This is a genomic window from Streptomyces parvus, from assembly GCF_014648875.1.
Lineage (GTDB): Bacteria > Actinomycetota > Actinomycetes > Streptomycetales > Streptomycetaceae > Streptomyces > Streptomyces parvus.
The window spans coordinates 1,314,445-1,339,218 of sequence record NZ_BMRY01000001.1; the positions used below are offsets into that span (position 1 = coordinate 1,314,445).

The 24,774-nt window shown below is 70.6% G+C and carries 23 protein-coding genes; 12 read left to right on the forward strand and 11 right to left on the reverse strand.

Translation table 11 applies throughout. The features are described 5' to 3' along the window. The first annotated feature begins 9 nt into the window (after positions 1-9). The 3 genes from IE140_RS05970 (at position 10) to IE140_RS05980 (ending at position 3,178) form a co-directional block, all read left to right on the forward strand. Positions 10-1,440, forward strand: a complete 1,431-nt coding sequence (locus IE140_RS05970) for a GH1 family beta-glucosidase (protein WP_093444853.1) — start codon at positions 10-12, stop codon at positions 1,438-1,440. A gap of 166 nt (positions 1,441-1,606) precedes the next feature. After that, positions 1,607-1,981 (forward strand): hypothetical protein, encoded by a 375-nt coding sequence (locus IE140_RS05975; RefSeq protein ID WP_167533564.1) that lies wholly within the window; start codon positions 1,607-1,609, stop codon positions 1,979-1,981. A 630-nt stretch (positions 1,982-2,611) separates the two neighbouring features. After that, a complete protein-coding gene (locus IE140_RS05980; RefSeq protein ID WP_189460126.1) occupies positions 2,612-3,178 on the forward strand; it encodes a DoxX family protein in 567 nt (188 codons plus the stop codon). Positions 3,179-3,209: 31 nt separating this feature from the next. Here IE140_RS05980 and IE140_RS05985 read toward each other — a convergent pair whose 3' ends face one another. The 4 genes from IE140_RS05985 to IE140_RS06000 all read right to left on the reverse strand — a co-directional run bounded on the left by IE140_RS05985 (position 3,210) and on the right by IE140_RS06000 (position 9,212). After that, positions 3,210-5,216, reverse strand: a complete 2,007-nt coding sequence (locus tag IE140_RS05985) for a hypothetical protein (protein WP_167533563.1) — start codon at positions 5,214-5,216, stop codon at positions 3,210-3,212. Positions 5,217-5,593: 377 nt separating this feature from the next. Beyond that, complete coding sequence (locus IE140_RS05990; RefSeq protein ID WP_150197174.1) at positions 5,594-7,507, reverse strand: LppU/SCO3897 family protein; 1,914 nt, start codon at positions 7,505-7,507, stop codon at positions 5,594-5,596. Further along, a complete protein-coding gene (locus tag IE140_RS05995; protein ID WP_150197172.1) occupies positions 7,504-8,463 on the reverse strand; it encodes a protein phosphatase 2C domain-containing protein in 960 nt (319 codons plus the stop codon). Before IE140_RS05995 ends, IE140_RS05990 begins: the two co-directional genes overlap by 4 nt. A gap of 68 nt (positions 8,464-8,531) precedes the next feature. Beyond that, a complete protein-coding gene (locus tag IE140_RS06000; protein WP_150197170.1) occupies positions 8,532-9,212 on the reverse strand; it encodes a vWA domain-containing protein in 681 nt (226 codons plus the stop codon). 273 nt (positions 9,213-9,485) lie between these two features. Between IE140_RS06000 and IE140_RS06005 the strand changes: the two genes are divergently transcribed. Continuing rightward, entirely contained in the window at positions 9,486-12,410 is a 2,925-nt protein-coding gene (locus IE140_RS06005) for an AfsR/SARP family transcriptional regulator (protein WP_167533562.1), read from the forward strand. 164 nt (positions 12,411-12,574) lie between these two features. Then, positions 12,575-13,237, forward strand: coding sequence for a DUF4232 domain-containing protein (locus IE140_RS06010; protein WP_167533561.1), 663 nt, complete (start codon positions 12,575-12,577; stop codon positions 13,235-13,237). Here the strand turns inward: IE140_RS06010 and IE140_RS06015 are convergent. Beyond that, positions 13,188-14,357 carry a methyltransferase domain-containing protein gene (locus IE140_RS06015; protein WP_150197166.1) on the reverse strand — a complete coding sequence of 390 codons (1,170 nt, stop codon included), beginning with the start codon at positions 14,355-14,357 and terminating at the stop codon, positions 13,188-13,190. The genes IE140_RS06010 and IE140_RS06015 overlap by 50 nt on opposite strands. Positions 14,358-14,981: 624 nt before the next feature. Further along, complete coding sequence (locus IE140_RS06020; RefSeq protein ID WP_167533560.1) at positions 14,982-15,134, reverse strand: hypothetical protein; 153 nt, start codon at positions 15,132-15,134, stop codon at positions 14,982-14,984. A gap of 131 nt (positions 15,135-15,265) precedes the next feature. On the opposite strand from IE140_RS06020, the gene IE140_RS06025 reads away from it, so the two are divergent. The 5 genes from IE140_RS06025 to IE140_RS06045 all read left to right on the forward strand — a co-directional run bounded on the left by IE140_RS06025 (position 15,266) and on the right by IE140_RS06045 (position 19,612). Next, the gene (locus IE140_RS06025) at positions 15,266-16,384 is read left to right on the forward strand and encodes a helix-turn-helix domain-containing protein (protein WP_150197161.1); all 1,119 of its coding nucleotides are present in this window, start codon (positions 15,266-15,268) and stop codon (positions 16,382-16,384) included. A 12-nt stretch (positions 16,385-16,396) separates the two neighbouring features. Next, the gene (locus tag IE140_RS06030) at positions 16,397-16,978 is read left to right on the forward strand and encodes an HD domain-containing protein (RefSeq protein ID WP_150197159.1); all 582 of its coding nucleotides are present in this window, start codon (positions 16,397-16,399) and stop codon (positions 16,976-16,978) included. A 356-nt stretch (positions 16,979-17,334) separates the two neighbouring features. Beyond that, positions 17,335-18,357: a MarR family transcriptional regulator gene (locus tag IE140_RS06035; protein WP_189460129.1), complete on the forward strand. Its 1,023-nt coding sequence runs from the start codon at positions 17,335-17,337 to the stop codon at positions 18,355-18,357. Positions 18,358-18,404: 47 nt separating this feature from the next. Beyond that, positions 18,405-19,406: a tetratricopeptide repeat protein gene (locus IE140_RS06040; RefSeq protein ID WP_229826699.1), complete on the forward strand. Its 1,002-nt coding sequence runs from the start codon at positions 18,405-18,407 to the stop codon at positions 19,404-19,406. Next, on the forward strand, positions 19,403-19,612 hold the full coding sequence (locus IE140_RS06045; protein WP_150198538.1) for a hypothetical protein: 210 nt from the start codon (positions 19,403-19,405) through the stop codon (positions 19,610-19,612). The genes IE140_RS06040 and IE140_RS06045 overlap by 4 nt, the downstream gene beginning before the upstream one ends. A gap of 106 nt (positions 19,613-19,718) precedes the next feature. On the opposite strand, the gene IE140_RS06050 is transcribed toward IE140_RS06045, so the two are convergent. After that, complete coding sequence (locus tag IE140_RS06050; protein ID WP_150198536.1) at positions 19,719-20,165, reverse strand: anthrone oxygenase family protein; 447 nt, start codon at positions 20,163-20,165, stop codon at positions 19,719-19,721. A gap of 91 nt (positions 20,166-20,256) precedes the next feature. Between IE140_RS06050 and IE140_RS06055 the strand changes: the two genes are divergently transcribed. Then, positions 20,257-20,835: a TetR/AcrR family transcriptional regulator gene (locus IE140_RS06055; protein ID WP_150198533.1), complete on the forward strand. Its 579-nt coding sequence runs from the start codon at positions 20,257-20,259 to the stop codon at positions 20,833-20,835. Between the two features lie 42 nt (positions 20,836-20,877). Here the strand turns inward: IE140_RS06055 and IE140_RS06060 are convergent, their stop codons facing one another. The 4 genes from IE140_RS06060 to IE140_RS06075 all read right to left on the reverse strand — a co-directional run bounded on the left by IE140_RS06060 (position 20,878) and on the right by IE140_RS06075 (position 23,927). Then, a complete protein-coding gene (locus IE140_RS06060; protein ID WP_189460131.1) occupies positions 20,878-22,092 on the reverse strand; it encodes a mannosyltransferase family protein in 1,215 nt (404 codons plus the stop codon). Between the two features lie 144 nt (positions 22,093-22,236). Next, positions 22,237-22,740, reverse strand: a complete 504-nt coding sequence (locus IE140_RS06065) for a hypothetical protein (RefSeq protein ID WP_150198492.1) — start codon at positions 22,738-22,740, stop codon at positions 22,237-22,239. Beyond that, entirely contained in the window at positions 22,733-23,233 is a 501-nt protein-coding gene (locus IE140_RS06070) for a SigE family RNA polymerase sigma factor (RefSeq protein WP_032782020.1), read from the reverse strand. Before IE140_RS06070 ends, IE140_RS06065 begins: the two co-directional genes overlap by 8 nt. 139 nt (positions 23,234-23,372) lie before the next feature. After that, the gene (locus IE140_RS06075; protein ID WP_150198490.1) at positions 23,373-23,927 is read right to left on the reverse strand and encodes a GNAT family N-acetyltransferase; all 555 of its coding nucleotides are present in this window, start codon (positions 23,925-23,927) and stop codon (positions 23,373-23,375) included. Positions 23,928-24,139: 212 nt separating this feature from the next. On the opposite strand from IE140_RS06075, the gene IE140_RS06080 reads away from it, so the two are divergent. Then, on the forward strand, positions 24,140-24,727 hold the full coding sequence (locus IE140_RS06080) for a Uma2 family endonuclease (RefSeq protein ID WP_093444871.1): 588 nt from the start codon (positions 24,140-24,142) through the stop codon (positions 24,725-24,727). Positions 24,728-24,774 lie beyond the last annotated feature (47 nt).

A 24,774-nucleotide genomic window follows, 5' to 3' on the forward strand; every position in this document is an offset into this window, starting at 1 on the left:
GTCCGTCTCATGACCGCAGTCGATGAAGCCCGCCCGGCGACCGCCCCGGCCGCCCGACCCGAGTCCGGTACGGTGCTCCGCTTCCCGGCCGGATTCCGGTGGGGCACGGCCACCGCCGCCTACCAGATCGAGGGCGGGGCCGCCGAGGACGGCCGTACGCCGTCGATCTGGGACACCTTCAGCCGGACGCCCGGCAAGGTGCGCAACGGCGACACCGGTGACATCGCCGCCGACCATCTGCACCGGATGCCGGACGACGTACGCCTGATGAAGGAACTCGGCGTCACGGACTACCGGTTCTCGGTCTCCTGGCCCCGGGTCCAGCCGACGGGCCGGGGCCCGGCGGTGGAACGCGGCCTGGACTTCTACCGCCGTCTGGTGGACGAGCTGCTGGCTGCCGGGATCAGACCGGTGGCGACGCTCTACCACTGGGACCTGCCGCAGGAGCTGGAGGACGCGGGCGGCTGGCCGGAGCGGGACACGGCGCACCGGTTCGCGGAGTACGCGGGCCTGGTGGCGGGGGCGCTGGGCGACCGGGTGCCGACGTGGACGACGCTCAACGAGCCCTGGTGCGCGGCGTTCCTCGGGTACGGGAACGGGGTCCACGCTCCAGGCCGTACCAGCGATCTGGCGGCCCTGCGGGCGGCGCACCACCTGAACCTCGCACACGGCGCGGGCGCGAGGATCCTGCGGGACCGCCTCCCGGACACGGCGGAGATCTCCCTCACCCTGAACCTCCACGCGCTGCGCCCCCTGACGGACACCGAGGCGGACCGGGACGCGGTGCGCCGGATCGACGCGGTGGCGAACCGGATCTTCCTGGACCCGGTTTTCCACGGCCGGCTGCCGGAGGACCTGGTGGCGGACACGGCGGCGGTGACGGACTGGTCGTTCGTGAAGGACGGCGACCTGGAGGTCGCGTCGACCCCGATCGACTCGCTGGGCATCAACTACTACTCCCCGAGCGTGGTTTCGGCGGGTACGTCGGAGTCCCCGTCCCCCTGGGCGGGCGCGGAGCAGCATGTGGCGTTCACCCCGGCGGCGGGCCCGCGCACGGCGATGGACTGGCCGGTGGACGCGGACGGCCTGTACGAACTGCTGACCCGCCTGCGTGACGAACTCCCGTCCGTGCCGGTGCTGGTGACGGAGAACGGGGCGGCGTACGACGACTACGCGGACCCGGAGGGCGATGTGCACGACCCGGAGCGGGTGGCGTACCTGGACGGGCACCTGGGCGCGGTACACCGGGCGATCGAGGACGGGGCCGACGTACGGGGCTACTTCCTGTGGTCGCTGCTGGACAACTTCGAGTGGGCGTACGGCTACAGCAAGCGGTTCGGCATCGTGCACGTGGACTTCGCGTCGCAGCGGCGGACGGTGAAGGACAGCGCGCGGTGGTACGCGGAGGTGATCGGGCGGGGCGGGCTGGAGCGGGGGTGAGGCGGGCGGAGCGGGCTGGAGCGGGGGGAGGCGGCCGGGGCGGCGCCGGGCACCGAGGCCGGGCCGGTCCGCTGCCTCGCGCCCAACTCCTCCTGCGAGTACCGGAAGTGGCCCGCAGCTGCGATGATCTCGCGTCGTGGCAGGTGGGAATTCGACAGGGGGCGACGTGGCACGCTTGATCAAGGCGGCACTTCCCGTCGTCGCTCTGGTGGTGCTGGGCACGGGATGCTCCTCCGCGCAGGGCCAGGACAACCAGCGGCTGACCGAGCGCCGGGAGAACTTCTGCACGCAGCTCGGCGGCTGGCAGAAGGCGCGGAACGCGGCAGAGGAGGACACGCCGGATCCGGACGAGTACGACGAGGTCGGCGCCGCCGCCCAGGACGTCCTTCTCGCCATGCGACCGCTCCGGGATGAGCCCGTCGGTCAAGGGCGCACCCTGGGCGAGGCGACGGCGGCAGCGACGGAGAACAGCGATCCCGAGGCGGAGGGACTCGCCGTGCGGTACTGCGGAGAGGTCGGCTTCGAAACGCTGACGCGCTGAGACCGAAGAAGTAACGGAGGGAGCCGAGCACACGGTGGCGTGCCCGGCTCCGCCGCGTCCCCGTCCGGCAACGCCGGACGCTCCGTGACGACGCCGCCCCTGCTCTCTCCCTCCGCTCTCTCCCCCGCGCGGCTCCCGATTCGTCCCGGATTCGGCCTAGCGGCTTTCGGCCGGATGAAAGTCCGGAGTTGCGAGGCGGACCCATGAGCGGCGGTCGCGACGAGCGGCGCGGCGCCGGAGCGACCGGACAGCCGATCCCGCCCGGTGATCGACGGGAAACCCCGCCGGGCCCGGTGAAGGGCATGCCCGGACCCTCGCACGGCGACCGAGCGGGCAACCGCTTCCATCGCCTGGAGCAACATGGCGCGAATGCATCCCTCGCGCCGGGCACCGCAGGACACGCCCCTTGACGGCCGCCCAGCCCTCGTCCGTATGGTCTAGACCAAGCAGTGAGGGCGATCCGGCCACGTCGATCACGTACCGGCTCAGCCCTCGCCCCCGCCCCCACCTCCAGGCGCGCACCGCCCCGCACCATCCACGAATCCCCCCGTCGCCCCAGGTGCCCGACGAGCCGCGCGGGTCCACCCATGCACGTTTTCCCACCCCCACAGACATCACGGGAGATCGCACATGAGCAGCCACACCGTAGAACCGAGCCTGCCCCCGACCAGCGGAAACCCTGAATCCCTAGTGGGGAAACGAGAGCTGGACCGGACCCACCGCCCTCCCGGCTTCCGATTCCTTCGACGCCTCGCCGAGCTGGTGGACGTCCACGCCCTCACCCTGCTGAGGGCGACGGTCGGCATCGTCTTCGTCGGCTTCGGCGTCCTGAAGCTGTTCCCCTCGGCCAGCCCGGCCGAGCAGTTGGCCGTGGACGCGGCCACGAAGATGACCCTGGGTCTCGTCCCCGAGACCGTCCTGCTGCTCTCCCTCGCAGCGCTCGAAACAGCCATCGGCATCGGCCTGATCGCCGGCCGCCGCCTGCTGCGCCCCGCCCTGGTCGCGTTCTTCCTGCACATGGGCGGCGTGTTCTCGACCCTCTTCCTCCTCCCGGACGCGATGTGGCAACCCCACTCACCCGCGCCGACCATGGAGGGGCAGTACGTCGTCAAGAACGTGGTCCTGGTGGCGGTGTGCCTGGTGGTGGCGGCGCATGAGTGGAGTCGCGGGAGCGGTCGCCGGTCGCGCGGGCGGTGACCGGCGAGGCGCGGGGGTGGCCCGGAGGGGGTCACCGCTCGGCCTTTCGGCAGGGGACATCGAGCGCGCTCAGGTCGGTCCATTGGTGGGTACCGGTCGCGTTGACGATCACCAGGCGTTCGATGCCGAGTTCGCCGTTCTCCTTGCAGAACTTGTGCCGCGCCTGCGCGTACTTCTTGGACCTGAGGAACTGCTCCAGTCGAGCCCTGCTGTACCCGTAGCCCTCGCCCACGGACTGCTCCAGGTTGATCTGGGCAACCCGTTCGAAGCCGGGCGGAGCCTTCTCGGGCAGTCGCTTCCCCTTCTGCGCCTTGCCCTTCTTGTGCTCACCGTTGAGCTGTTCGACGGCATCGCCCAACCGTTTCCACAGCCGCTGCCACGACTCCACGGTCTTCACCTGCGCGGCGCGCCTGGTCTCCTGGCCGCCCCGGTCGCTGATGAAGATGTAGTCGGCCTTGTAGGTCTCGCCGTCGTCGGACTCGTAGCCCCCGTCGTACCAGACGCGTGCCGTCGGGTCGGCCTTCATGATGTGCGCGACCTGCTGAAGCACTCGGGCATCACCGGTCTGGTCCGTGGTGGCGAGGTTCTTGGCCAGGTCCTCGGGATTCTGAAGGCGTCCCGAGGCGGCCAGGGTCATCACCCAGGGCAGATGTCCTCGGGAATTGACGTCACGCAGGACTTCGACCGCTGCGTCGTTGGTGCTCTTGTCGTCCTTGGGCGCGCCCTTCGTCATGAGGTCCAGGAGCGTGGCGACACGAGGCTGCAACGGGGTGGCGACGAAGACGTCGTCCGGCTCCAGGGACCGTGCGTGCAGCCGCTGGGCGACCTTGGGGTCGGGACCGTACACCGCGGTCGAGTACACCCAGGCGTAGTCCGTGTGTCTCACGGTCTGTCCCGGACCGGCGATGTTGGGGCGCGTGCCGCTGACGTCCCTGGACTCCCCGGGGCTCAGTGTGCCCAGGGGATGGGCTCGGTCAGGGATGCCGGGAAAGCTCACATGCAGGGTGGCGTCCCCGGGCTTGTTGCCGTCGTTCGTCACCGTGAAGGAGTACGAGCACGGCTTCGTCGTACACAGATAGGCGTCGTTGTTCGTGATGGTGAAGACCGGTCCCTGGGATTCCCTCACCTTCTGCGCGGATGTCAGGGGCGGCACGGCCGCGGCCTCCGCTTCGGCGGCTGTCGCCCGGACCGCGGTCGCCTCCTCGTCCGTAACGGGTTCCGGCCGCGCGACGACGGACGGGTTGTAGAACCGATCGTCATCGGACGGGGCCCGGCCGGTCCCTGTTACCACCAGCCCGGCCGTACGTATTCCCCGGCTGCTCGACGGGGAGCGCCAGGAGGCGGTCTCGATCGGGTCGGCGTCGGCGGGGTTGACCTCGAAGGCGACGAGCGGGTGCGGCGCGTCGTCAGCGAGAGTCACGGTGCGTCCCCGCGCGGTGTAGGCCACCGCCTTACGCCCCTGAAAGCTCCCCGCGGCCTCCTGGACCACGGCCGGATCGGCGGTGACCTGCCGCACCAGCGCTGCCAGCGACTTCGGGTTCAGGGAGCCCGCGTTCACGCCGAAGCTGCTGAGCATGTAGTAGCCGTCACGCTTCTCCGGGGCCACCCAGTGACCGCTGCTCGACACGTCTCTCCCGTAGTGCGGGCCCTGCTGCGCCCAGAAGTCCGTGTCGCCCTTCAGATACAGCTGGTCACCGGACCAGGCCATCGCGGCCCTGCCGGTCACCGGTGCGTCGAGGGTCCCTGTCGCCATGCCCTCGGCGGTGACGGTCAGTTCGGCCCGGGTGACGGGGTTGCCGCGCCCCGGTGCGTACACCATCGACAGCCGCACGCCCGGCAGGCTGTCCAGTGTCCGGGCGGCGGACGCGCCCCGGGCGGCCGCGGCGGCCCGTGCTCCTTCGCGCGACCTGTCGCCGTTGCCGCCCGCCTCGTCGGAACCTCCGGAACCGTCCGGCCAGAAGGCTCCCGTCAGCACGACCGCCAGGGCGACGAGTCCCGTCGCCAGGGTCAGGAAGACCTTGCTGCGACGTCTGCCCACCACCGTCCGCCCGGCGAGTGGCGGGTACGGAGGCGGAGGCGGTGCCGCCACAGGACGAGCCGCCGGGCGGATGGCCGGCCGGGTGGCCCAGGTGGCATTCGCTCCGCCCTTCGGCGTCGCCCGGCCGCCCTGCGACCGACTCGGCGCGGGCGCAAGCGCAGGTGCAGGTGCGGGCGCGGGCGCGGAAGACCCGGCGGGCGCCGAAGGGCCGGCGGGCGCGGGTGGTTCGGCGGGCCGGCTCAGAGGCGGCGGCACGGCGCGCGGCGTCTCCAGCCAGGTCGGAAGGCTCGCGCCACCCGAACTCGCGTGGTCCGAGTTCGCGCCGCCCCGGCTCGTCCGTCCATGGCGGTCGTCCACAGAAGCTCCTTTCACCTGTGTCACTTCCATCGGAAGCAGACGGTGTATGCGAGGTCCGGAAAACTGGGGTTCTGCCAGGTCGTCCACCCGTTGTCGCGGCAGAAGGCGGCGGCTCCGTAGTGCGGGGTGCGCCCCGAGACGACGATGTTGGAGGTACTGCACGAGCCGGTGTTGGTGTGCGTCGTGCTGTCACCGCTGCCCCGTTGGAGGAGGCACTGGTCCATCTCCGCGTAGCCGATGTCGTCGGGGTAGTTCATCGACAGGCACAGAAGGACGTCGCGGTCGGCGTCGGGGGGACCGTCGATCTTCTTCCAGTAGTTGTAGCGCGGCCAGTCGTCGCACTTCGACGTGTCGCTCCCGTTGTAGACGGCGAGGACCTTGAAGTTGCCCGTCTCGCACGCCTGTGTGTCCCAGGCTCCGGCTTTCCTGCCGTAGACGCAGTCCCCCTGGACCGCGTGGTAGGCGTCGCCGTCCGCGCTGAGGAAGCTCAGGCACATCACCAGGTCGTTACGGGGCGACGAGATGCTCCGGTCGCTGTTCTCGACGTCATCGCAGCTGTCGAGGTCCGTGGTGCCGTGGTGGAGGTCCACGACTTCGAAGGCCCCGGTCGCGCACTCGGCCTCGCGCAGATCCACGGTGGTGTCCGTGCCTTCGTCGTAGAAGCAGGAGCCCACCTCGGCGTCCGCCACGGGGTCGGGCGAGGCCGACGGGCTCTCAGGCTCCTCGGACTCCTTCTGCTCCTCCGTCTCCTCCGGTGCGAGCGGATCGTCGCTGGGTGGCTCGTACGGTTCGTCGCTCCAACCGTCGGAGGGTGAGGCGGAGACACCCGGCTGCGCGGAGGACCTGGAGCTCGTGGTCGACGGACCGTCGCTGCTTTCCGCGAGCGCTCCGAGGACGACGACCAGCACCACCACGAAGGCCAGGACCAGGGCGGCGACCTTGCCCGGAGGCATGTTCACGGGTCCCGCCGGGGCCGGGTTCCCCGGTGGTCCCGGCCTGCCGGGCCGGCCCGTCGTGGACGCGGCCGGGACGGCAGGAGCGACGGGGGCGGCCGATGCCGTGGGCGCCGCGGCGGTCAGCTGCTCCGCCCAGGTCGCGGGCGAGGGCCGCTGGGCGGGGTCACGGTGCAGACTCGCCCGCGCCAGGTCGGCCAGCGGCGGGCCGAGCGTGCTCAGCGCGACCGGGTCGGTGGCGGTCTGGTCGCGGGCGAAGAGCCGGACGGCGAGCAGGGCGAACTTGTAGACGTCGCCGGCGCACGTCGCCTTCTCCTCGCCGCCGGGGAGCTGCCAGTCGGGCGTCTCCGCCTGGGGCAGCGCGGTGCCGCCCCGCAGGCGCATGGCGTCGCAGTCGATGAGGAAGCACCCGGGCTCCGGGGCGGTGGTGAACAGCAGGTTCCTGGGGGAGAGATCGCCGACGGCGATGCCCATGCCGTGGAGCCGGTCGAGGGTGGTGGCGAGATCGGCCAGGAGCAGGACCCGGTCGCGTTCGCTGACGCTGAGGCCGATTCCGGCGACGTACGCGTCCGGGTTGAGCAGGTACTCCAGGTTGGCCGGCTTGCGAACCGCCGTACCGGTGCCGGTGAGGCTCTTGAACGTGAACTGGAAACGTGCGGGGATCAGGCGCATGAGCAGCCCGCACGGGCGGCCGTTGCGCCGGACGACGGCCGCCGGCCAGGCCGTGTGGTCGCACAGCCATGCACCGTCCTCGGCACTCAGCGTGCCGGGCAGATCCACCTGTGCGGCCAGTGCCCCGGCGTCCAACTCCGGCAGCACGGGCGGGGAGTACTCCTTGTAGGCGACGTCCCAGCCACCGCTCGCCGTCTTGTTGATCTTCTTGTTGGTGACCTGGTACACCGTGCCCTGGCCACCCTGGCCGAGCTGGTTGCCCAGAACGAGCGTGCTGTATTCGACGGCCGCCGCGGGTGCGGGGCTCACAGCGCCGCTTCTGCGGTGCGTGGCCGGATCACCAGCAGGGTGCGGTCGTCGTCGAAGGTCTCCCGGGAGAAGTCGAGGAGGTGGGCGAGCCACACCGGCGACACCGGCAGGGCCAGACTGCGGGCGAAGAGAGCGCCGACCTGCCCGTCCCCGTCGCCGAGCGGATCCGAGAAGCCATCAGTGGCGACCAGCAGCAGCTGCCCGAAGTTCAGCCGCTCACGGGCCTGTTCGACCGGATCGGGCACGTGAGGAAGCGGGATGACCTCGTTCGACACCACCACGGTGTCGGAGCCCGTCTTGGTACGGAACAGCGGCCGGTAGGCACCGTCGGCCCGGTCCAGCAACCAGGCCGCCGAATCCCCGACACGGCACAGCTCGACCGTCGCCCCCTCCGGACCGGGGGACACCACACCAGCCACCAAAGTCGTCGCGTACAGGGATGCCACCTCATCCGTATCGGGCTCTCGGCCGCCCAGGCGCCACACGGCAAGCTCCCGCAGTCGTTCGGCGGCGTGCCGCACCACATCCCGGAAGTCCAGTTCACCCGCGCTCGACGACAGCAGGTGCAGCATCCGCTCCACCGCGGCCCGGCACGCCTCGACGGCGCCGAACTCCGCATGTGCGGCGCTGGACACCCCGTCCGCCACGGCGAACGCGATGCTGCCGGTCGCCTCATGAACGGCGGCTCGGGCCGCGTCCTGGCGGGGCTGCCGGTAGTAGCGGTGCTTCGCGCCGCGTACGGAGGCGAAGCGCAGGCACAGGGACGGTGTCGACCAGCCGTCGCATTCGGTGTCGGGGAAGTCGAAGGCGTACTGCCCCGGTGGCTGGGCCTCGAATTCGGGGCCCGCGACGCCGACGTCGATCCGCTGCCACGGCGCGGCGCTCGCGGTCGCCGACAGTGGCCCGGTGGGCGACGGCGGCGCCGTGACCGACGGTGGCCCGACAGGCGGAGACACGGTGGGCGGGGGCGGGACGGAGGGCGGAGCCGGTGTTCCGGCCCCGCCGCGACGGGCGTGCGTACCCACTAGCCGACCTCGTCGATCGCCATGCTGAACTGGTCCGGGCGGTTCACCACCAGTTGCGGGGAGCCCGAGTTCAGTGCGTTCCCCGAGGCGACCAGACTCGCGGTCAGGGCGTGGAAGAACTCGGCGATCGCCTGCCCGATGTCCGTACCGGGCTTGGCCACGAAGGCGAACTCCGGCCGCGTCGCGACCTCCACCATGGTGCGGGCTTCGGCGTCCCCGATCCCGCACGCCACGATGTTCGGTGCCGTCGGCGTCCGCGCCCGGTCGACGAGCCGGCCGTACGGCTCCCGCCAGGACCCCCCGTCGGTCGGCTGCCCGTCACTGAGGAAGAACACCACCGGGCGATGCACCTTGTAGCCTTCACCACGCAGCCACTGGATGTCGGACGGGATACGCCCCAACAGATCGTCGAAAACTGCGTGGTAGTTGGTCAGGCCCCGGATCTCGATCTTCGGCAGGCTGGTCTCGTGGCGCATGTCGGCCACGGCGAGCCGTACCTCCACGTCGTCGGAGAAGCCCAAGACGGCCAGGCACAGCTTGGCCGCGACCATCGGCTCCGCCCGTAGCCCCTCGCACAGTGAGATCACGCCACGGGACAGGTCTTCCTCGTACGGTGCCATCGAGCCCGACTCGTCGGCCAGTACATAGGCCGGCAGGAGAACACCCTTGGTTTCAGCCATGCAGTTCAGTCCCTGTCATCTCCGTGCACCCCCGCGCACCCCCGTGCGTTTCCGTGCATGTCCGTGCATCCCCGTCGTCGTGCGAACGTCCGTCGCCCGGTGGGGCGACCGTGACCGCACGTCTGTCGCTCCGTGCGGATCCGGCCTGCCCTGCCGGTCTCGGGCTTGCCAACCATGAACCCGGACGCTGCAATGCAGATGAAATTTCGATGATGTGCGGGGTGGGAGAGCGTGGGAACGGAGGCGTCGCGGTGGCCGGGAGCCCCTCAGCGGATGCGCGTCGAGATCCTCGGGACCGTCGCGGCCTGGCGGGGCCCGACACCTCTGGATGTCGGTCCGGTACGGCGCCAGGCGGTACTGGCGGCCCTGGTGCTGGCCGGGGGCACGCCGGTCAGCCATGAGCAACTGCTCGACAGGGTGTGGGGCACGGAGCCGCCGAACTCCGGTCGGCGCGTTCTGCCGAGTTACGTCTACCCGCTGCGCAAGGCACTCGATCCGGAGGGGGCGGGGCCCGCCGGTTCGGTGATCCGCGGCAGCGGCGGCGGATACCGTTTCGCCCTCGACGATGTCCTGCTGGATACGGCGGAGTTGGACGACCACGCAGATTCGGCACGGCGGGCGAGAGCCGCGGGCGACCTGACAACGGCCCTGGCCCGGTTCACCGCTGCCTGCGCCCTGTTCCGGGGTGAGCCGCTGGCCGGGCTGCCGGGTCCGTTCGCCCTGGGTGAGCGGCAGCGGCTGTCGGACCGGCGACGCATGCTGCGGGCGGAGACCGCCGAGTGCCTGGTGCTGCTCGGACGCCACGGTGACGCGCTCGACGACCTGACCGCGCTCACCGCGTCCGACCCCCTCGACGAATCGCTCGTGGCCCTGCGGATGCGTGCTCTGTACGGAGTCGAACGGCAGGGCGAGGCGCTCAAGGCGTACGCGTCCGTGTGTGCGCGCCTCCGCGACGAGCTGGGCGTCGACCCGGGCGAGGAACTCCGCCGCGTCCACGAAGCGGTACTCCGACGCGACGACGTCCGGCTCCTCGGCCGCCCGCCCGCACCACCGACCGCGCGTCCGGTCCCACCGCCGCCCGCCCGGTCGCGGCGCGCGGTGAACGACCTGCCGGGCGTCACCGGCCGGCTGTCGGGACGTGCACGGGAACTCGGCCTGCTGACCGCGCCGCCCCCGCCCGACGCCGTGTCGATCGCCACGGTGGACGGCCCCGCGGGCGTCGGCAAGACCACGCTCGTCGTCCACGCCGCCCAGCGCCTGCACACCGGCCATCCGGACGGCTGCCTGTACGTGGACCTGCGGGCTCACAGCACGTCCCGGCGGAGCCTGACGCCTCAGCGCGTCCTGCGACGGTTACTGCGGTCCCTGGGCGCACCCGACAGCGAGGTGCCGAACGACCTCGACGAGCTCACCGCGGCGTGGCGTTCCGCGACGAGTTCCCTGCGGCTCCTCCTGGTGCTCGATGACGCCGTGAGCGCCCGGGACGTCGCGCCGCTCCTTCCCGCCGGGCCGGGCAGCAGAGTGCTGGTCACCAGCCGGCAGCGGCTGGTGGAACTCGACGTCGACCGCAGGGTCAGCCTGGAGCCCCTGGGAACCGACGACGCGGTGTCCCTGCTCCGGCAGCTGGCCGGGGCGGCACGCGCGGACAAGGAGCCGGAAGCGACCCGGGAGCTGACCCGGTTGTGTGACGGCCTGCCGCTGGCGCTGCAGATCGCCGGAGTACGTCTGCAGACCCGTCCCGCGTGGACGCTGGCGCACCTGGTGGAGCGGATGACCGGTGACGAGGGCCGACTGGGCGAACTCAACGCCGGTGAGCGCAGTGTGGAAGCGGCTTTCACCCTCTCGTACGACCAGCTGCCGCAGCGGCTGCGCCGGGGCTTCCGCGCTCTGGGGCTCGCCCCCACGGTCGAGGTCGACCCTCTGACGGTGGCGGCCATGCTCGGGTGTTCGCCCGCCGACGCGGAGGAAGCACTGGAGAGCCTGGTCGACACGAGTCTGCTGCACCAGACCCGCCCGGGCCGCTACCGCCTGCACGACCTGGTCCGCGTCCACGCGCGGCGGCTCGCCCGGACCGCGCCCACGGAGGCGGCGACGGCACGCACAGCCGCGCTCGGCCTCTACCTGGACGCGGGCCGCCTCGCCAGCGACTGGGGGCCTTCCGGGTTCCCCACCGGGCCGCGGTCCCTCGGATCGCCGTTCACGGACTGGCGGGAGGCGGAGAACTGGCTGGACACGGTCGGCGGTGAGCTGCCCGATGTCGTCGTCCAGGCGGCGGCACTGGGCGAGCCGGACCACGCCTGCTGGATCGCGGAAGCACTCTGCGACTACTTCCTGCGGCGCGGCCGCTATCACGAGTGCCGCGTCGCCCTGGAGGCCGCGCTCTCCTGCGCGGACCGGGCCACCGAACGCCGGATGGACCCGGCTCTGCGGAACGGCATGGGCATGGTCGACTCCTATCAGGGGCGGTACGCCGAGGGCCACGCCTGGTTCACCGAGGCGCTGCGGGTCAGCCGGGCGAACGGGGACCGACGCGAGGAGGCCCGCGCCCTGGCCGGCCTGGGTGCCGTCAATCTCAACACGGGCCGCGGCGACGAGGCGATGGCTCAACTCACCACGTCGGTCGACTCGTCGGAGAAGATCGGTGACAGGTGGCTCGCCTCGACGGCGCTGTCCTTCCTCGGCACGGCCAACCAGCTCCGAGGGAACCCCGACGCGGCGCTGGACTGTTTCCGGCGCTCCTACTCCCATGTCGAGAGCGAAGGCCGGCCCCATACGCTCAGCCGCACCCTCGCCTGCATCGCGGATGTCCACATCGACCTCGGAAACCACGGCGAGGCAGGCGAGTTGCTCCACCGCGCCTCCGCCCTTGCCGGGCAGAGCGGAAGCCCGCTGTTGTACGCGCTGACGCTGACCCGGCTGGGCACCGCAGAGGCCGCGGCAGGTGACACGACGGGCGCCATCTCCCGTTACCGCGATGCGCTCTCCCAGCACGGACTGCTCGACCCGCTCGCCGAGCCGCACTACAACTGGGCGGAGATGCACATCCGTTGCCGACTGGGTGAGACCTACGCCGAGGCGGGCCACCCGTACGAGGCGTGCGAGCAGTTCCGGACCGCGCTCGCCGTACCTGACTCCCGCACGCACGCCGAGGAGTACGCACGGGCGACAGAAGGCCTGAAGTCCTGCACGGCCGACTGACAACGACAGTCCAGGAATATGGCGCAAAAAAAATGCGCCCCTTTATGGAACGGATTCGCTGAAACAGAACCTGGACATACGCAGGATCATTTAGGGATGGAGCCGACCCTAACGTCGTCGATGTCAGCACAGAGCACCGCAGTCGACCGCCGTTGGAGTTCACCATGCGCTCGCGTCCCGCCACCCGTTCCACCCGACTCGTCCTGGCCGCCGCCGTCGTGACAGCCCTCGCCGCCACCACCGCCTGCGGCCCCGAGGACCCGTCGGAAACGGGTGCCGCGGCCCCCTCCGAGAACACATCCTCGCCCACTCCCACCAAGGGCACGGAGAGCGGCGACAACGGCGACGGCAAGGGCAGGACCGAGTCCCCTTCCGGGGGCGACAAGGGCGACTCCGCGAGCGGCGACAAGAGCGGCTACGGCCAGTCCTGTGGCACCAACGACCTGGACTTCACGGTCACCTGGGAGGCCCAGCCGATCAGCCACTACCTCGTCACCGCGAAGGCGAAGTCCGGCATCACCTGCTACCTGGACATCAACACGCCCAGCGTTTCCTTCGGTTCGGGCGCCGACGGCGTGGCCTCGCCCGTCGGCCAGGGCGGCGAGGACCCCATCAAGCTGTCCGGCACCTCGGTCGCATACGCGGGTATCAACGTCAAGACCACGGAGGGCGAAGGCGGCAAGCAGTTCGAGCACGTCATCATCGCCACGGCCGAGGACGACCCGAACCCCGCCGAGGTCGAGCTGCCCGACTCCCCCACGGTGGACAAGCCGATCGTCACGAACTGGTCGACCAAGCGCGACGAGGTCGTCCCCCGGATCGTGTGACGCTCCGGCGCGCAGGCCGTCCCCTGCCCGGCCCGACGACGTCGCTCGGGTCGCGGAGCCATACCTGCTGCCCCCGGTCGGTGACGGTCAGCCCGAACTGGTCCGCGTCGGGCCGCCCGGCCGTTTCGTACTCCCACCAGGCTTGCTCGATCTCCTCCCACAGGAGCCCGGGCCCGTACTGCCACACGTCCTCACCGGTGGCGGCCGTGGCTGCGGCTCCGTCCTCACGGGTCACCCACACCTGAACACCTCCGTCGGTGTCTTTGTGGATGAGCCGTACGCCAGGCAGCCGAGCCCCGGCGTACAGGGCGAACCCGAGGTCGAGGAGCCGGGCGGGATCCAGGCCGGCTGCCCGGGCCCGCCCCTTCCCGCGGACATCGTGGAGGTCGGGCAGGCGGTGGGCGCGCATCGGCATGTATGTGGCCCCGCCGCAGAACGGGCCGGACGCGGTGCCGTCCGCCTGCACCTGAAGCCGGACGAGTGCGCCCGACCAGAACTCGCGGGCCAGCGGGGCCACGACGATCCCGCCGGGCCGAACCTGGCGGAGCAGCGTGTACGGGACGTACCGCAACGCGCACGTGGCGATCAGCCGGTCCACCAGCCCCAGGCCGGGCCAGGGCTGCTCGCCGTCCCCGACGCGCAGGTGTGGCCGGTATCCGGACTGGGCCAACGCCTCGGCCGCCTGCCGGGCCACGACCGGATCCAGCTCCACGCTGTGGACCAGATCATCACCAAGCCGCTCGCAGAGCAGCGCGGACACGTACCCGGTCCCGGTCCCGATCTCCAACACCCGCTGCCCGTCCTCGACGTCGAGCAGCCCGAGCATCCGGGCCACCATCGACGGCATCGAATTCGACGACGTCGCCACACCAGGCCCGCCCTCGGCCCCGTCGTCAAGCTGCGTCACCACCGGCTCATCACTGTTCACCAGCGCCAGCCACGCATCCGCCCCCACCACCGGCTCACACCGGTCAGGGAGCTGCCGCCAGACATCGGCCGGGACGAACCGGCTGCGCGGCACGGCGTCGAACACCCGCCTCCAACGACCGGTGAGCAACCCGCGATCGGCGAGATCCCGCAGGAGGTCCGGGTAGGTAGGAACCTCCTGTGCGGTACTCATGACTGCGGGAAGCACTGAGGGCGGCTGCCGTCCGGCGACGGCTTCGGCTCCTGCGGCGGAGTCCACGGCTTGTCCGACGGAGCCCCGCCATGCTTTCCGGCCTCAACCAGTACCGGTGTAGTGGTCATCGTCCCTCTCCTCTGATCGATACAACTGACTGGTCAACAGGGCCGCCCGGCAGTCACATCAGGGCCGTCCGGCTTCCCGAAAACAGTGATCACCGCATGGCACGGGCAGGCACACCCCGGCAGACGGCACAGAGCGTGCACCTCGGCCAGGTCCGTCACCAGCCCACTACGGCACACAACGCTGCACGGCCCATCAGCGCCCGCCGACAGCCCGTCCAAGGGAAGGATCGCCCCTCTGGCTGTCTCAGCAGGGGTGATCGGATCACCGCGCCACAGCAACGTCACACCATGGTCCGGGCAGCAGGCTCCCGCTTGGTCCTCGACCGGGAATTCATGCTTGTCGCTGTCCACGTAGCACCTCATCCGCGCCGCACCTCCCGCCAAGCGCGGCCAAACCGCACAGCTGTCGGACAGGAGACTCCGGCACGACAGGTGGGACAGTTCTGGGTGTGGCCAAGCCACGTCCGGTACGCGGTGTCCCCCGAGGTAATGGTCTTCACGACATACCCTCGATGCAGGTGTGGCACTTGCAGGCGGGAAACGCGTGCGAATACTCCGGTTCTTTCAGCGGGGTCACCTCGGATTCCGGTCGGATGACCTGAGTACGGCCCTCCCGATCCACTTCGTACACCTTGATCGTCATCGCCACGGCAACCGCCTTCCACTACCCTCAGTCGCGGGTTCGTCACTGCATTCATGACGGTACGGAGCAGCAGTCACCGCTTGAACTGACTGCGGGTACGGGTGTCCAGCCACGGCACACGGGCAAAGGGGGGCACCATGGGCAACGGTTCACGCACTACCCTGACCGACGGTCAGGGCACGCCTTCGAGACGCCTCAGCGGCACAGTGTCCGGGTACGTGTTCCGCCTGATCCGCGAGCAGTTGAACCACACGCAGACGACCCTGGCGGAGCAGTTGCGCGTTTCGCCCGACACCGTCGCAGGGTGGGAATCGGGCCGTCGCCCCTTGACCGCCGTACCGGTCGGGCAGATGCTCGTGCACCGCCATCAGCTCTTGCGCCTGGGAAGTCTTCCCGCCCTGCTCGTAGCTCTGGAACGAGCCACAGAGGCCGACGTACTGCTGGCGTCCGTTCTCAACGAGGACGTCCGCATTGAGGACAGTCCGATCGGTGCGTGGGTTATGCAGCGCGAGCTGGTCGAGCTGCTCTCGTGGCCACTCAACGGGGTGACTCCGACACCCTTGCGAGCCTTGTCCACCCCCGCACGGCCGCGCAGAGGTCCCACGCCGCAAGGGCCGGAATTACCCGTTGCCGACCGCAAGCTCTTCTTTTCACGCATGCGCCGAGCCGCTGAGCAATCACGAGGCAGGAATCAATTCTTGCTGCGCCGCCAGTCCCTGTATTTGGCTGGGTACGACAGAGCCTCGGACACCTCCGACTGGCTGGCTCAGCAGCAACGGATCGAGCGCCCGGACGGATGGCTGGCAGGCTGGCTCAACGCCCGCTCCGTCGCGGCCGTCGCCGCCAGACAGGGCGACCGCGACCGCATGAGGCACTTCATCACCACGGCACTCGACGATGACGACACAGGCGAAACAGCAAACCTCAACTATTGGGCCTACTGGATCGGCGAAACTCCGCACGCCCAGCTCTCCGACGACTTCATCGCTCATCCAAGCCCGGGCTCGTGGCCCGGCGACAAGCTGATGCGCCACCTGGTGCGAGGCCTGACCCCGGACCACGGGTTCTTCGACTTGAACGTTCACACCATCTGGACTCTCCTCATTGCGCGACCACACCTGCTGCGTCCCGGATCCGTGGTCAGGAACGAACTACGCGCATCCCTTCCCGTGATGTTGGATAGTCGGGAGTTGTCGACACCGACACGTCGAGAGCTGGAAGGCATCCGGTATGCGATCCGCCTCAGCGAGGCGTGAGAGGAGAGGGTCGTGACCGACGACCTGGCCGCGGTGGGCCGCTTTCTGTACGAGGCGGGCACGCTCAAGCAGACGCGGCGCACCGGCTGGTGGATGGCCGGAGTGCGCGATCCGGAGAGCGTGGCTGAGCATTCGTGGCGTACGGCGTTGATCGCCACGATCATCGCGAAGCTGGAGGGCGCGGACCCCGCCCGCGCCGCGTACCTCGCCGTCTGGCACGACACGCAAGAAACCCGGACCGGGGACGTGAACCACCTCGGGAAGAAGTACTCCCCCGCCGGCGACCCCCAGCAGGTCACCGCCGACCAAACTGCCGGAATGCCCGCGGCGTTGGCCTCGGCGGTCCGTGAACTGGTTGCGGAGTACGAGGCGAGGGAGTCGCCGGAAGCAGTATGTGCCCGGGACGCGGACAAGCTGGAGTGCCTGCTGCAAGGCATCGAGTACAAGGCCCAGGGCTACGAGAACGCTCAGCGGTGGATCGACAACAGCCGAGGCCGACTCGTCACCAAGACCGCCAACCGCCTCGCCGAAGAACTCCTGGCGCAAGGAAGCCTCGACTGGCTGCGGGCAGCCCTGGGCGAGGGCAAGGCGTAGAACCCCGAAGCTCGGGTCTCAAGCTGCGAGACCCGGGCTTCGGGGACGGGTCGGTGCACTCTTCCGGGGGTACGCGGACGGGGCTCCGGCCCGAAGCTCGGGTGCCGTGACTCGGGCTTCAGGATGCGAGCCCCGAGGTTCGAGCTCCTTCTTTAACCGGGCGGCAGAAGAAGGGGGGTTGGGAAAACCTCCCCACCTCCCTACCCCGCCACGGCGAGCCAGTATGACTAATCGTGACAGCTTGCGGCGGAGCGTGACGGCCGCTTACGGTGCGAGAACTGAACGACCCCGACGCGGTGTTGCCACACCAGGCCGGGGTCTAACCGCAAGATCGACACCCTAGAAAGAACGATCCATTGGCTACCCAGCACTTTAGCTCCGCCCTGCCCGTCCCCGCAGTCTCGCCTGCCTACCCGATGGCCAAGCCCGGCTACGGCAAACGCTCCGCACCCGACCAACAACCCCGTACGCGCGATGACTTCGCCCTGCTCCCGACTCGTGAACGCTACGTCGCCGGGTTCGTCGACCACCTCCCCGACGGCGCTGAGATGAGCGTGAAGCAGCTCGCCAAACAGCTCCCGCTCTACGGGCAGCAGGCCATCTCCACCGCCCTGAAGGCCTTGTCCATCGCCGGGCACCTGCGGCGCGTCCGCTGCTCCGTCGGCGCGGGCGACGAAACCCGCTGGGTCTTCCGCACCTTCTGGTCCCGCACCGCCCACGACAACGAGTGGTGGAACACCTACCTCGCCACCGAAACCGCCACCCAGACCGCAGCACCCACCACCACGCCGGAAGCACCCGCCTCACCAAATCCCGCAGCGCTTGCGGAACCCTCGGCCCCCGCCCCCGTACCGCACCAACGCACCCCACACCAGGCACCGACCGCCGAGCCCGCGCCGCCCACCCGGGAAGCCACCCCCTCCCCCGCCTACCTCGCCCTCGCCCGCCTCGGCCGCGACGACCATCGCCTGGGACTCTCCGCCGACGACTGCACCACCCTCGAACCCCTCGCCACCCAATGGCTCGACCGAGGCGTCACCACCGACTACCTCACCAACGCCCTCACCGCAGGACTCCCTGCCCAAGTCGACTCCCCCATCGGACTCCTCCGCCGCCGCCTCATCGACAAACTGCCGCCCCAACTCCCAGCCACCACCCCAAACACCCCCACCGACACCCCCACCCCCACCCGCCGCCTCCTCGTCGAATGCACCGACTGCGGCCGCCCCGGCCAACCCGAAGCCCTCCCCGACGGCCTCTGCCGCCCCTGCCACCAAACCCACACCACAGGCAGCAACACCACATCCCCCGACGCCACCCAAATCGCCGCCGTCAAAACCCACATGGCCAACCTCCGCACCCTCCTCAAACCCGTCTGAGGCCTGACCGACGAGGCGGAACCTTTGGCCATGGGTATTCTCTGGCGATGTCGAATCAGTCAGTGGCGGCGGGAGTCGGTCTCGCCGGTGTGATGGCGCACTGCGGCGGAAACCCGGTGGGCGCCGTGGAGCTTCTGGTGGGGGCGATCGCCTCTGCGCCGGCGGCTCCGGAGCCCTATGCGGCCCTCGCGGAGTTGTGGCAGGACCGCCGCTCGGACGGCCTTAAGGAGAGCCTCGAAGAGAGCGGCTCCTTGAGTGCCGTGCCGGCGCAGGCGTACTTCTTGTTCCTCGAAGGGGACATGGACAACGCGGTGATGGCCCTCGGTTCGGTCACGGGTGTGCGGCCCGACGTCGCCTGGGGTGCCGCACCCTGGTTCGGCGATGCGCGGTTTCTCGGTGCGGTGAGTGCTGCGGCGCTGGCCGAGGCGTGTCTGCGGACGCTGGACTACGGCCGCGACCTGGACACCGACGAGATGCGCGAGCGCTTCGCGCCCTGGTTCCGTGCCCTCGACGTGGTGTCCGAACGGGACCCCGTGCCGGAATCGCTGGCCGCCATGGCCCGGCTGCCCCGGGCCTGCGGCCGGTACGAACTGTCCTTCGCTCTGTGCGACCGTGCCGATACCGTCGATCCGGTCATGTGGACAGCGCTCGCGCGAGCGGCCATCTGGCGCGCGATGGGCGACCTGGATCAGTCCGCTGCGGCCTTCGAACGCGCCCTGCGCCTGGATCCTGCCAACTGGTCCCTCTACCTGGACCTGGCGGACCTGCGGGCCGAGCAGGGCGACTTCGCCGCAGCCGCGAGCCTCGTCGACCAGGGCTTGGACCACGAACCTCGCGAAGTCACCCTGCGCGCGGCGAGCGCCGCCTACCGGACACGCCTTCACGGCTCGGCCGACGACCTGAGGGCCCTGATCGATCTGGCCCCCTCGCTCACCAACACCACCTACCGGAACCTGCTGATCGACTACGCGTGCGCAGGACCCCAGCCCCCTCCGGAACTCGTTGCCGAGGCTCGCCGAATTCAGAGAAGGCAGGACGGGCAGTCGTGAACAGCCAGGTGTTCGATCTGATGTGGGGTGGTGTCGCTCTCGTGGGCGGGGGGCTCCTGGCCGCCAACGTCCGAGGGGCGGCCGACCGGTTCCAGGCGATGTCCTACGCCTACCGATCGTGGCCCGGCAATGTCATCACGTGCAGAGTGATCGGAGGCGTCTTCGCCCTCGCCGGGGCAGGGGTCCTCGTCGACGCCGGACTCTGAACCGCAGGCAGGTGACGGTGCGCTCCACCGGACGTCATCGCAGGCGCGCCGGGGGCACGCCCTGGCCCCGACGGGCTGGGACGTGCTGCGGGACGCCGGGCCCGCCTCAGGCGAGAGCCGCGACCAGCGACGCGAAGGCGGCGATGAGGACGGCCACGCGGACGTAGTGGTAACGGTCCCAGCGATTCATCTGCTCCTTCCAGTCCTCGGGCCGGTTCTCCGGGGTCCACGTCTTGCCCCGGTCGTTGATCGGCACGAGCAGCAGAAGCGACATGATCACGCTGAGGAGCAGCAGCGCGCCCGCCGCGACGACCAGGCCGACGCCCCCCTCCCCCCATCCGGCTATGGCCCAGATCGCGCTCAGGGTGAGTGAGCCGATGTACCAGAACGGCATCAACGCCCCCAGCATCCTGCCCCCGTGACTTCGCCCGAGCTGGGCGCTGTCGCCGGGGAGCGCGTCGAGGATCCGGTTGATGACGAAGGCGACGGAGAACTCCACCCCCACCAGCAGTCCGACGGTCACGGTGGTGACGATCTCAAGTGCGTCGAGCATGATGACCCCTCCTGAAATCTAGCGGCGCTAGATGATGAGGCAACGCTAGACCTGCCAACGCTCGATTGTCTAGCGATGCTAGGATCGAGGCATGTCGGTACAGGAACGCAAGGAACGGGAACGGGCGAACCGCGAGCGCCTCATCGTGGCGACGGCTCGCGAACTCGCCGAGCAGCAGGGCTGGGACGCGGTCACCACGCGCCGACTCGCCGAGCGCATCGAGTACAGCCAGCCCGTCCTCTACAGCCACTTCCGCGGCAAGCGCGAGATCATCGGCGCCGTGGCCCTGGAAGGCGCCGCCGAGATGGCCGCGGCGCTGCGGGCCGCCGCCTCCGAAGCGGACGGCCGGCGCGCCCGGGTCGCCGCCCTCGCCCACGCGTACCTGGAGTTCGCCGAGCGGAACCCGGCGGTCTACGACGCCCTGTTCCAGCTCGACGGCGGGCTGGCCTTCGCTCGCGAGGACACCCCGGAGCCGCTGAAGGACGCCTTCGCCGCGCTGCTGGAGACGCTCGGCGAGGTCGCCGGGGAAGGAGTGCACCCGGCACTGTTCACCGAGCTCTTCTGGTCGGCCCTGCACGGGCTGGCCACCCTGACCCGGGCGGGGCGGATCCTGCCGGAGGGCGCCGGGGAGCGGCTGGATCTCCTGGTGGAACGGCTGGCCGCGCTCTGACACGTACTCCGGCAGCAGCCACCGGCGCGGCCGGCCCGCGCCTCACCCCGCCCATCTCCCCGTCAGGAACGTCAGCGCGACGAGCGTCGTCACCGGTGCCGCCACGCACAGGTACGCCGTCCTGAACCACGGCCGCCGCAGGCTCAGCGCCGCCAGGCCGATCCACAGCGGCCACCACAGCAGCGTCGCGCGCGGGACGGACGTGTACCAGTACGACGTTCCCAGCGCCCACAGGCTGAGCGCGACGTACACCGCTTCCGGCCAGCGGCGTCGGCGTACCAGCAGCGCCACCAGGGCGAGACCCACCACCATCGCCGCCAACTCCGCCTGGAACATGAACGCGTAGCCGGTCGACTGCGTACCGCCGAACGCCCCGGTCCAGGTGTTCGCCCACGCCTCCCAGGGCGGGTGGAACGTGCGGTACCAGCCCCGTTCCTGCGCGTGCTTCCACGCCATCCAGTCACCGGTGTGCGCGTGCAGATACCAGCTGTACGCGGCCGGGGGCAGCGCGGGCAGCAGCGTCCAGCCCGCCGACCGCCAGTGCCTCCCCGTCCGGGCGGACAGCAGGAACAGCAGCCCGATCGCCGCCGCGAGGAACAAGCCGGAGACGCGTACCGCCGTCCCGAACGTGGTCAGTACGGCGGCGAGCGCCCACCGGTGCTTCATCGCCGCGAGCCAGGCGGGCAGGGCGAACGCGAGGAACAGCGCCTCCGTGTAACCCGCCGCCAGGAACACCGCGCAGGGCGAGAGCAGGAAGAGGACAGCCGTACGGTGACCCGCCCCCTCCTCCGGCAGATACGCCCGCGCGATCCGGGCCAGAGCCAGTACGGCCACCGCACCCGCGACGAACGAGATCAGCAGCCCCGCCGCCGTCCAGTCCGGCACGACCGTGTGCACGGCGCGGAGCAGGAAGGGGTAGCCGGGGAAGAACGCCTCCCGGTTGTCCCAGCCGCTCGTCCCCGGTCCCGCGCCCGCCGGGAAGTAGCCGTCGCGCGCTATATGGAGGTAGTGGTTCGCGTCCCAGTGCTGGAAGGGCGCCAGGACCGGGGCCGCCTCCCGTACGCCGGACTGGGCAGGGAACAGCCAGCGCGCGAAGTGGGCCGTGATCCAGAGGGATATGCGGGTGAGGAGGTAGAGCCACAGGACACCGCGGTCGGCGGGGCTCAGGCGGAACCGCGCCGCACGGGGCTCGGGCGCGGCGGCGGCTGCCGCAGGACGGACGGGCGGAGGCCGCAGCCCGGGAGAGAGCGTGGACAACGCAGGCACCTTTCGGGCGTGCCTCGCGGGTACGTCGGGGCGCGCCGGATCGCCCGGGAAGCCGCCGGGTCACGGAAGGGGAGGGGAAAGAGGGAAGAGGGAAGAAAGGGGAAGGGGAAGGGGGGCGGGGGCCGCGCGGCGGCGTCAGGGCGTCGGCGCGTCCCCGTCAGCCGTCGCGGATGCCGTCGCCGATGCCGTCGCTGTAGCCGTCGGGGGCGTCGTCCTCGTACTCGTACTGGTACGCGTGGGCGTGGGCGGTCCGCCCGGCTCGGTGGTCCGGCCCGACGGCCCCTCCGTCCCCGTGCTCCCCGGCATCGTGGTGCTCGGCGACGGCGGCGGGGACGGCGGCTCCGTCGGCAGGCCCTCCGACGGTACGGGCGACGGGTAGCTGGGCGACGGGCTCGTGGCCGGGGCCACCGGCTGCGGCCGTACCGGCAGCAGGCCCACCGCGACCGCGCCGCCCCCGCCGACGACCAGGCAGACCCCCACCGCGACCACGGCCATCCGGCGTCGCTGCGCGCGCATGCCGCGCCGGGTGATGCCCGCCGCGGTGTCCGGGGCGGTCAGGGCCTGCCCGAACTCACCGGCCTCCCGGAACAGGGACCGCAGCGGATCCTGCGGCTCCTTCGGATCCCGCGGTTCAGACATCAGGAGCCTCCTCGATCCGGGGGTCCCGCAGACGGTGGGCGAGTGCCGCCCGTCCACGGACCAGATGCGTCTTGATCGTGCTGCTGGAAAGCCCGGTCTCCCCGGCGATCTGCTCGACCGTCAGGTCGCACAGGTAGTGCAGGGTCAGCGTCCGCCGCTGCTGGGCGGGCAGCTCCCGCAGCGCGTCGACCAGGACGACATGGTCCGGGTCCGGCGGCGCGACGTGCTCCGCCCCACCGCTCCCCCGGCCCCAGGCGTCCGCCGACCGCCGCCGGAAACGCCAACGGCTCACCGCCAGCCGCCAGGCGACCGTGCGGATCCACGCCTCGGGCTGCCCGTCCCGCTCCAGCCGCCCCCGCCGGACCCACGCCTTGACGAACGCTTCCTGCACGACGTCCTGCGCCTCCTGGAGGTCGCCGGTCATCACGTACAACTGGCCGGTGAGACGTGCGACCGCCTGGGCGTAGAACTCTTCGAACTCCTCGACGGTCAAAAGTTGCTCCCGGATCTTTCGCTTCACCGGGTATACGCCCGCCGTCGGGCATCCGGTCGACACCACCGACGAAGAATCGCGGGTGACGGTCGTCACAGCCCCCGCTCGGCCCCTTCCCGGCCCCCCGTTCGGCCGGGTCTCAGCCCTCCCGCAGCCGCTTCTCCAGCAATGTGACCCCGTACGTCCGGCCGCCGTCGCCGTTCTTCCCCGCCTGCTCGCCGACCACCACGTACCCCGCCTCCTCGTAGTAGCGGCGGAGCCGGGTGTTCGACGTCAGGCAGTCGAGCCGGCACAGCGGGCGGCCCGACGCGGCGATCCGGCGCTCGGCCTCCGCCAGCAACGCGCGCCCGGCTCCGGGCGGGGCGGTAGTCCGGTCGGTCATCAGGCGGTGGACGTAGCCCGCCACCGGCGGCTGGACACCCCAGGCCGGCTCGTCGTCCCACCACAGCTCCCAGGCCCCGGCGCTCGGCCCGCCGGGACCCGCCGTGGCGATCCACACCTCACCCGCACGCAACCGCGCCCCGAAGTGCTCCGGGCCCAGCTCCCCGGGCTTCCACTGGTCGATGCCCCGTGCGATCTGCCAGCGCGCGGCGTCGTCCCGGAGACGTACGAGCTCGGCCAGGTCGCTCTCCCCGGCCCGCCGGAACGACAGCTCGGGGGACTGCTTCGCGGGAGAAGGGGTTGTGTGCGTCATGCCGTGATCTTCCCCCAACAGGTTTCGCCGCCCCACCTACCCTCCCCATCTGCGAAGTTGACAATTTGCGATCGAGTTGCGACACACAGTCGCAGCGCCCTGGCGTGCGGAGGACCTGGACCAAATGGGTGACGATCCGAAAGGGCATACCGATGGCTGTGCAGCTCGCTCACAGACCGGACAGGGCACGATGGAGGGGAGGAGGCGACGCCATGACCCCCAGCACCGCCGATCACGCACCGCAGGCCCAGATGTCCGTCGAGGAGTTCGAGCAGCTCGCCCGCACGTCCCCCGAGACCGTGACGCTTGAGCTCATCAACGGAAAGCTAGAGGTCAAGCCCGTGCCGGACGGGGATCACGACGAGATCATCATGTGGGTCGCGATGCAGTGCATGCAGCAGCAGCCGGAGCTGCGGCTGTACCGCGAGCGCGGGCTCCGGATCGGCGGGTACCGCAGCGGGCGCGCCCGCCCGGACGGCACACTGGCCCGTGCGGGACGCTTCGCGGGCGACGGTGAGTGGTCGAGCCCGGACCACATCCTCATGACCGTCGAAGTGACGTCGCACGACCATGACACCGACACCCGCGATCGCACGGAGAAGCGGGACGGATACGCCGCGGCGAGCATCCCCGTCTATCTCCTGATCGACCGCGACCACGACACCCTCGTCGTGTACAGCGAGCCGGAGAAGGGCCGCTACCGGCACCGCACCACATACGGGTACGGCGACACCGTGCCCCTCCCCGGTCCGGTCGACATCACCCTGGAGAGCGAGGAGCTGAAGAACTACTCCGGCTGACCCGCCGCCCCGCACGCTTCGAACTCGTCGCCCGTGTCAGGCTCCCC

What these genes read in the sequence shown, in the direction of transcription:
- IE140_RS05970 (WP_093444853.1), top strand. Translation starts at nt 10, where the DNA reads ATGACCGCAGTCGATGAAGCCCGCCCGGCGACCGCCCCGGCCGCCCGA.
- IE140_RS05980 (WP_189460126.1), top strand. Translation starts at nt 2,612, where the DNA reads ATGAGCAGCCACACCGTAGAACCGAGCCTGCCCCCGACCAGCGGAAAC.
- IE140_RS06000 (WP_150197170.1), bottom strand. Translation starts at nt 9,212, where the DNA reads ATGGCTGAAACCAAGGGTGTTCTCCTGCCGGCCTATGTACTGGCCGAC.
- IE140_RS06005 (WP_167533562.1), top strand. Translation starts at nt 9,486, where the DNA reads ATGCGCGTCGAGATCCTCGGGACCGTCGCGGCCTGGCGGGGCCCGACA.
- IE140_RS06010 (WP_167533561.1), top strand. Translation starts at nt 12,575, where the DNA reads ATGCGCTCGCGTCCCGCCACCCGTTCCACCCGACTCGTCCTGGCCGCC.
- IE140_RS06015 (WP_150197166.1), bottom strand. Translation starts at nt 14,357, where the DNA reads ATGAGTACCGCACAGGAGGTTCCTACCTACCCGGACCTCCTGCGGGAT.
- IE140_RS06025 (WP_150197161.1), top strand. Translation starts at nt 15,266, where the DNA reads ATGGGCAACGGTTCACGCACTACCCTGACCGACGGTCAGGGCACGCCT.
- IE140_RS06040 (WP_229826699.1), top strand. Translation starts at nt 18,405, where the DNA reads ATGTCGAATCAGTCAGTGGCGGCGGGAGTCGGTCTCGCCGGTGTGATG.
- IE140_RS06050 (WP_150198536.1), bottom strand. Translation starts at nt 20,165, where the DNA reads ATGCTCGACGCACTTGAGATCGTCACCACCGTGACCGTCGGACTGCTG.
- IE140_RS06055 (WP_150198533.1), top strand. Translation starts at nt 20,257, where the DNA reads ATGTCGGTACAGGAACGCAAGGAACGGGAACGGGCGAACCGCGAGCGC.
- IE140_RS06065 (WP_150198492.1), bottom strand. Translation starts at nt 22,740, where the DNA reads ATGTCTGAACCGCGGGATCCGAAGGAGCCGCAGGATCCGCTGCGGTCC.
- IE140_RS06075 (WP_150198490.1), bottom strand. Translation starts at nt 23,927, where the DNA reads ATGACGCACACAACCCCTTCTCCCGCGAAGCAGTCCCCCGAGCTGTCG.
- IE140_RS06080 (WP_093444871.1), top strand. Translation starts at nt 24,140, where the DNA reads ATGACCCCCAGCACCGCCGATCACGCACCGCAGGCCCAGATGTCCGTC.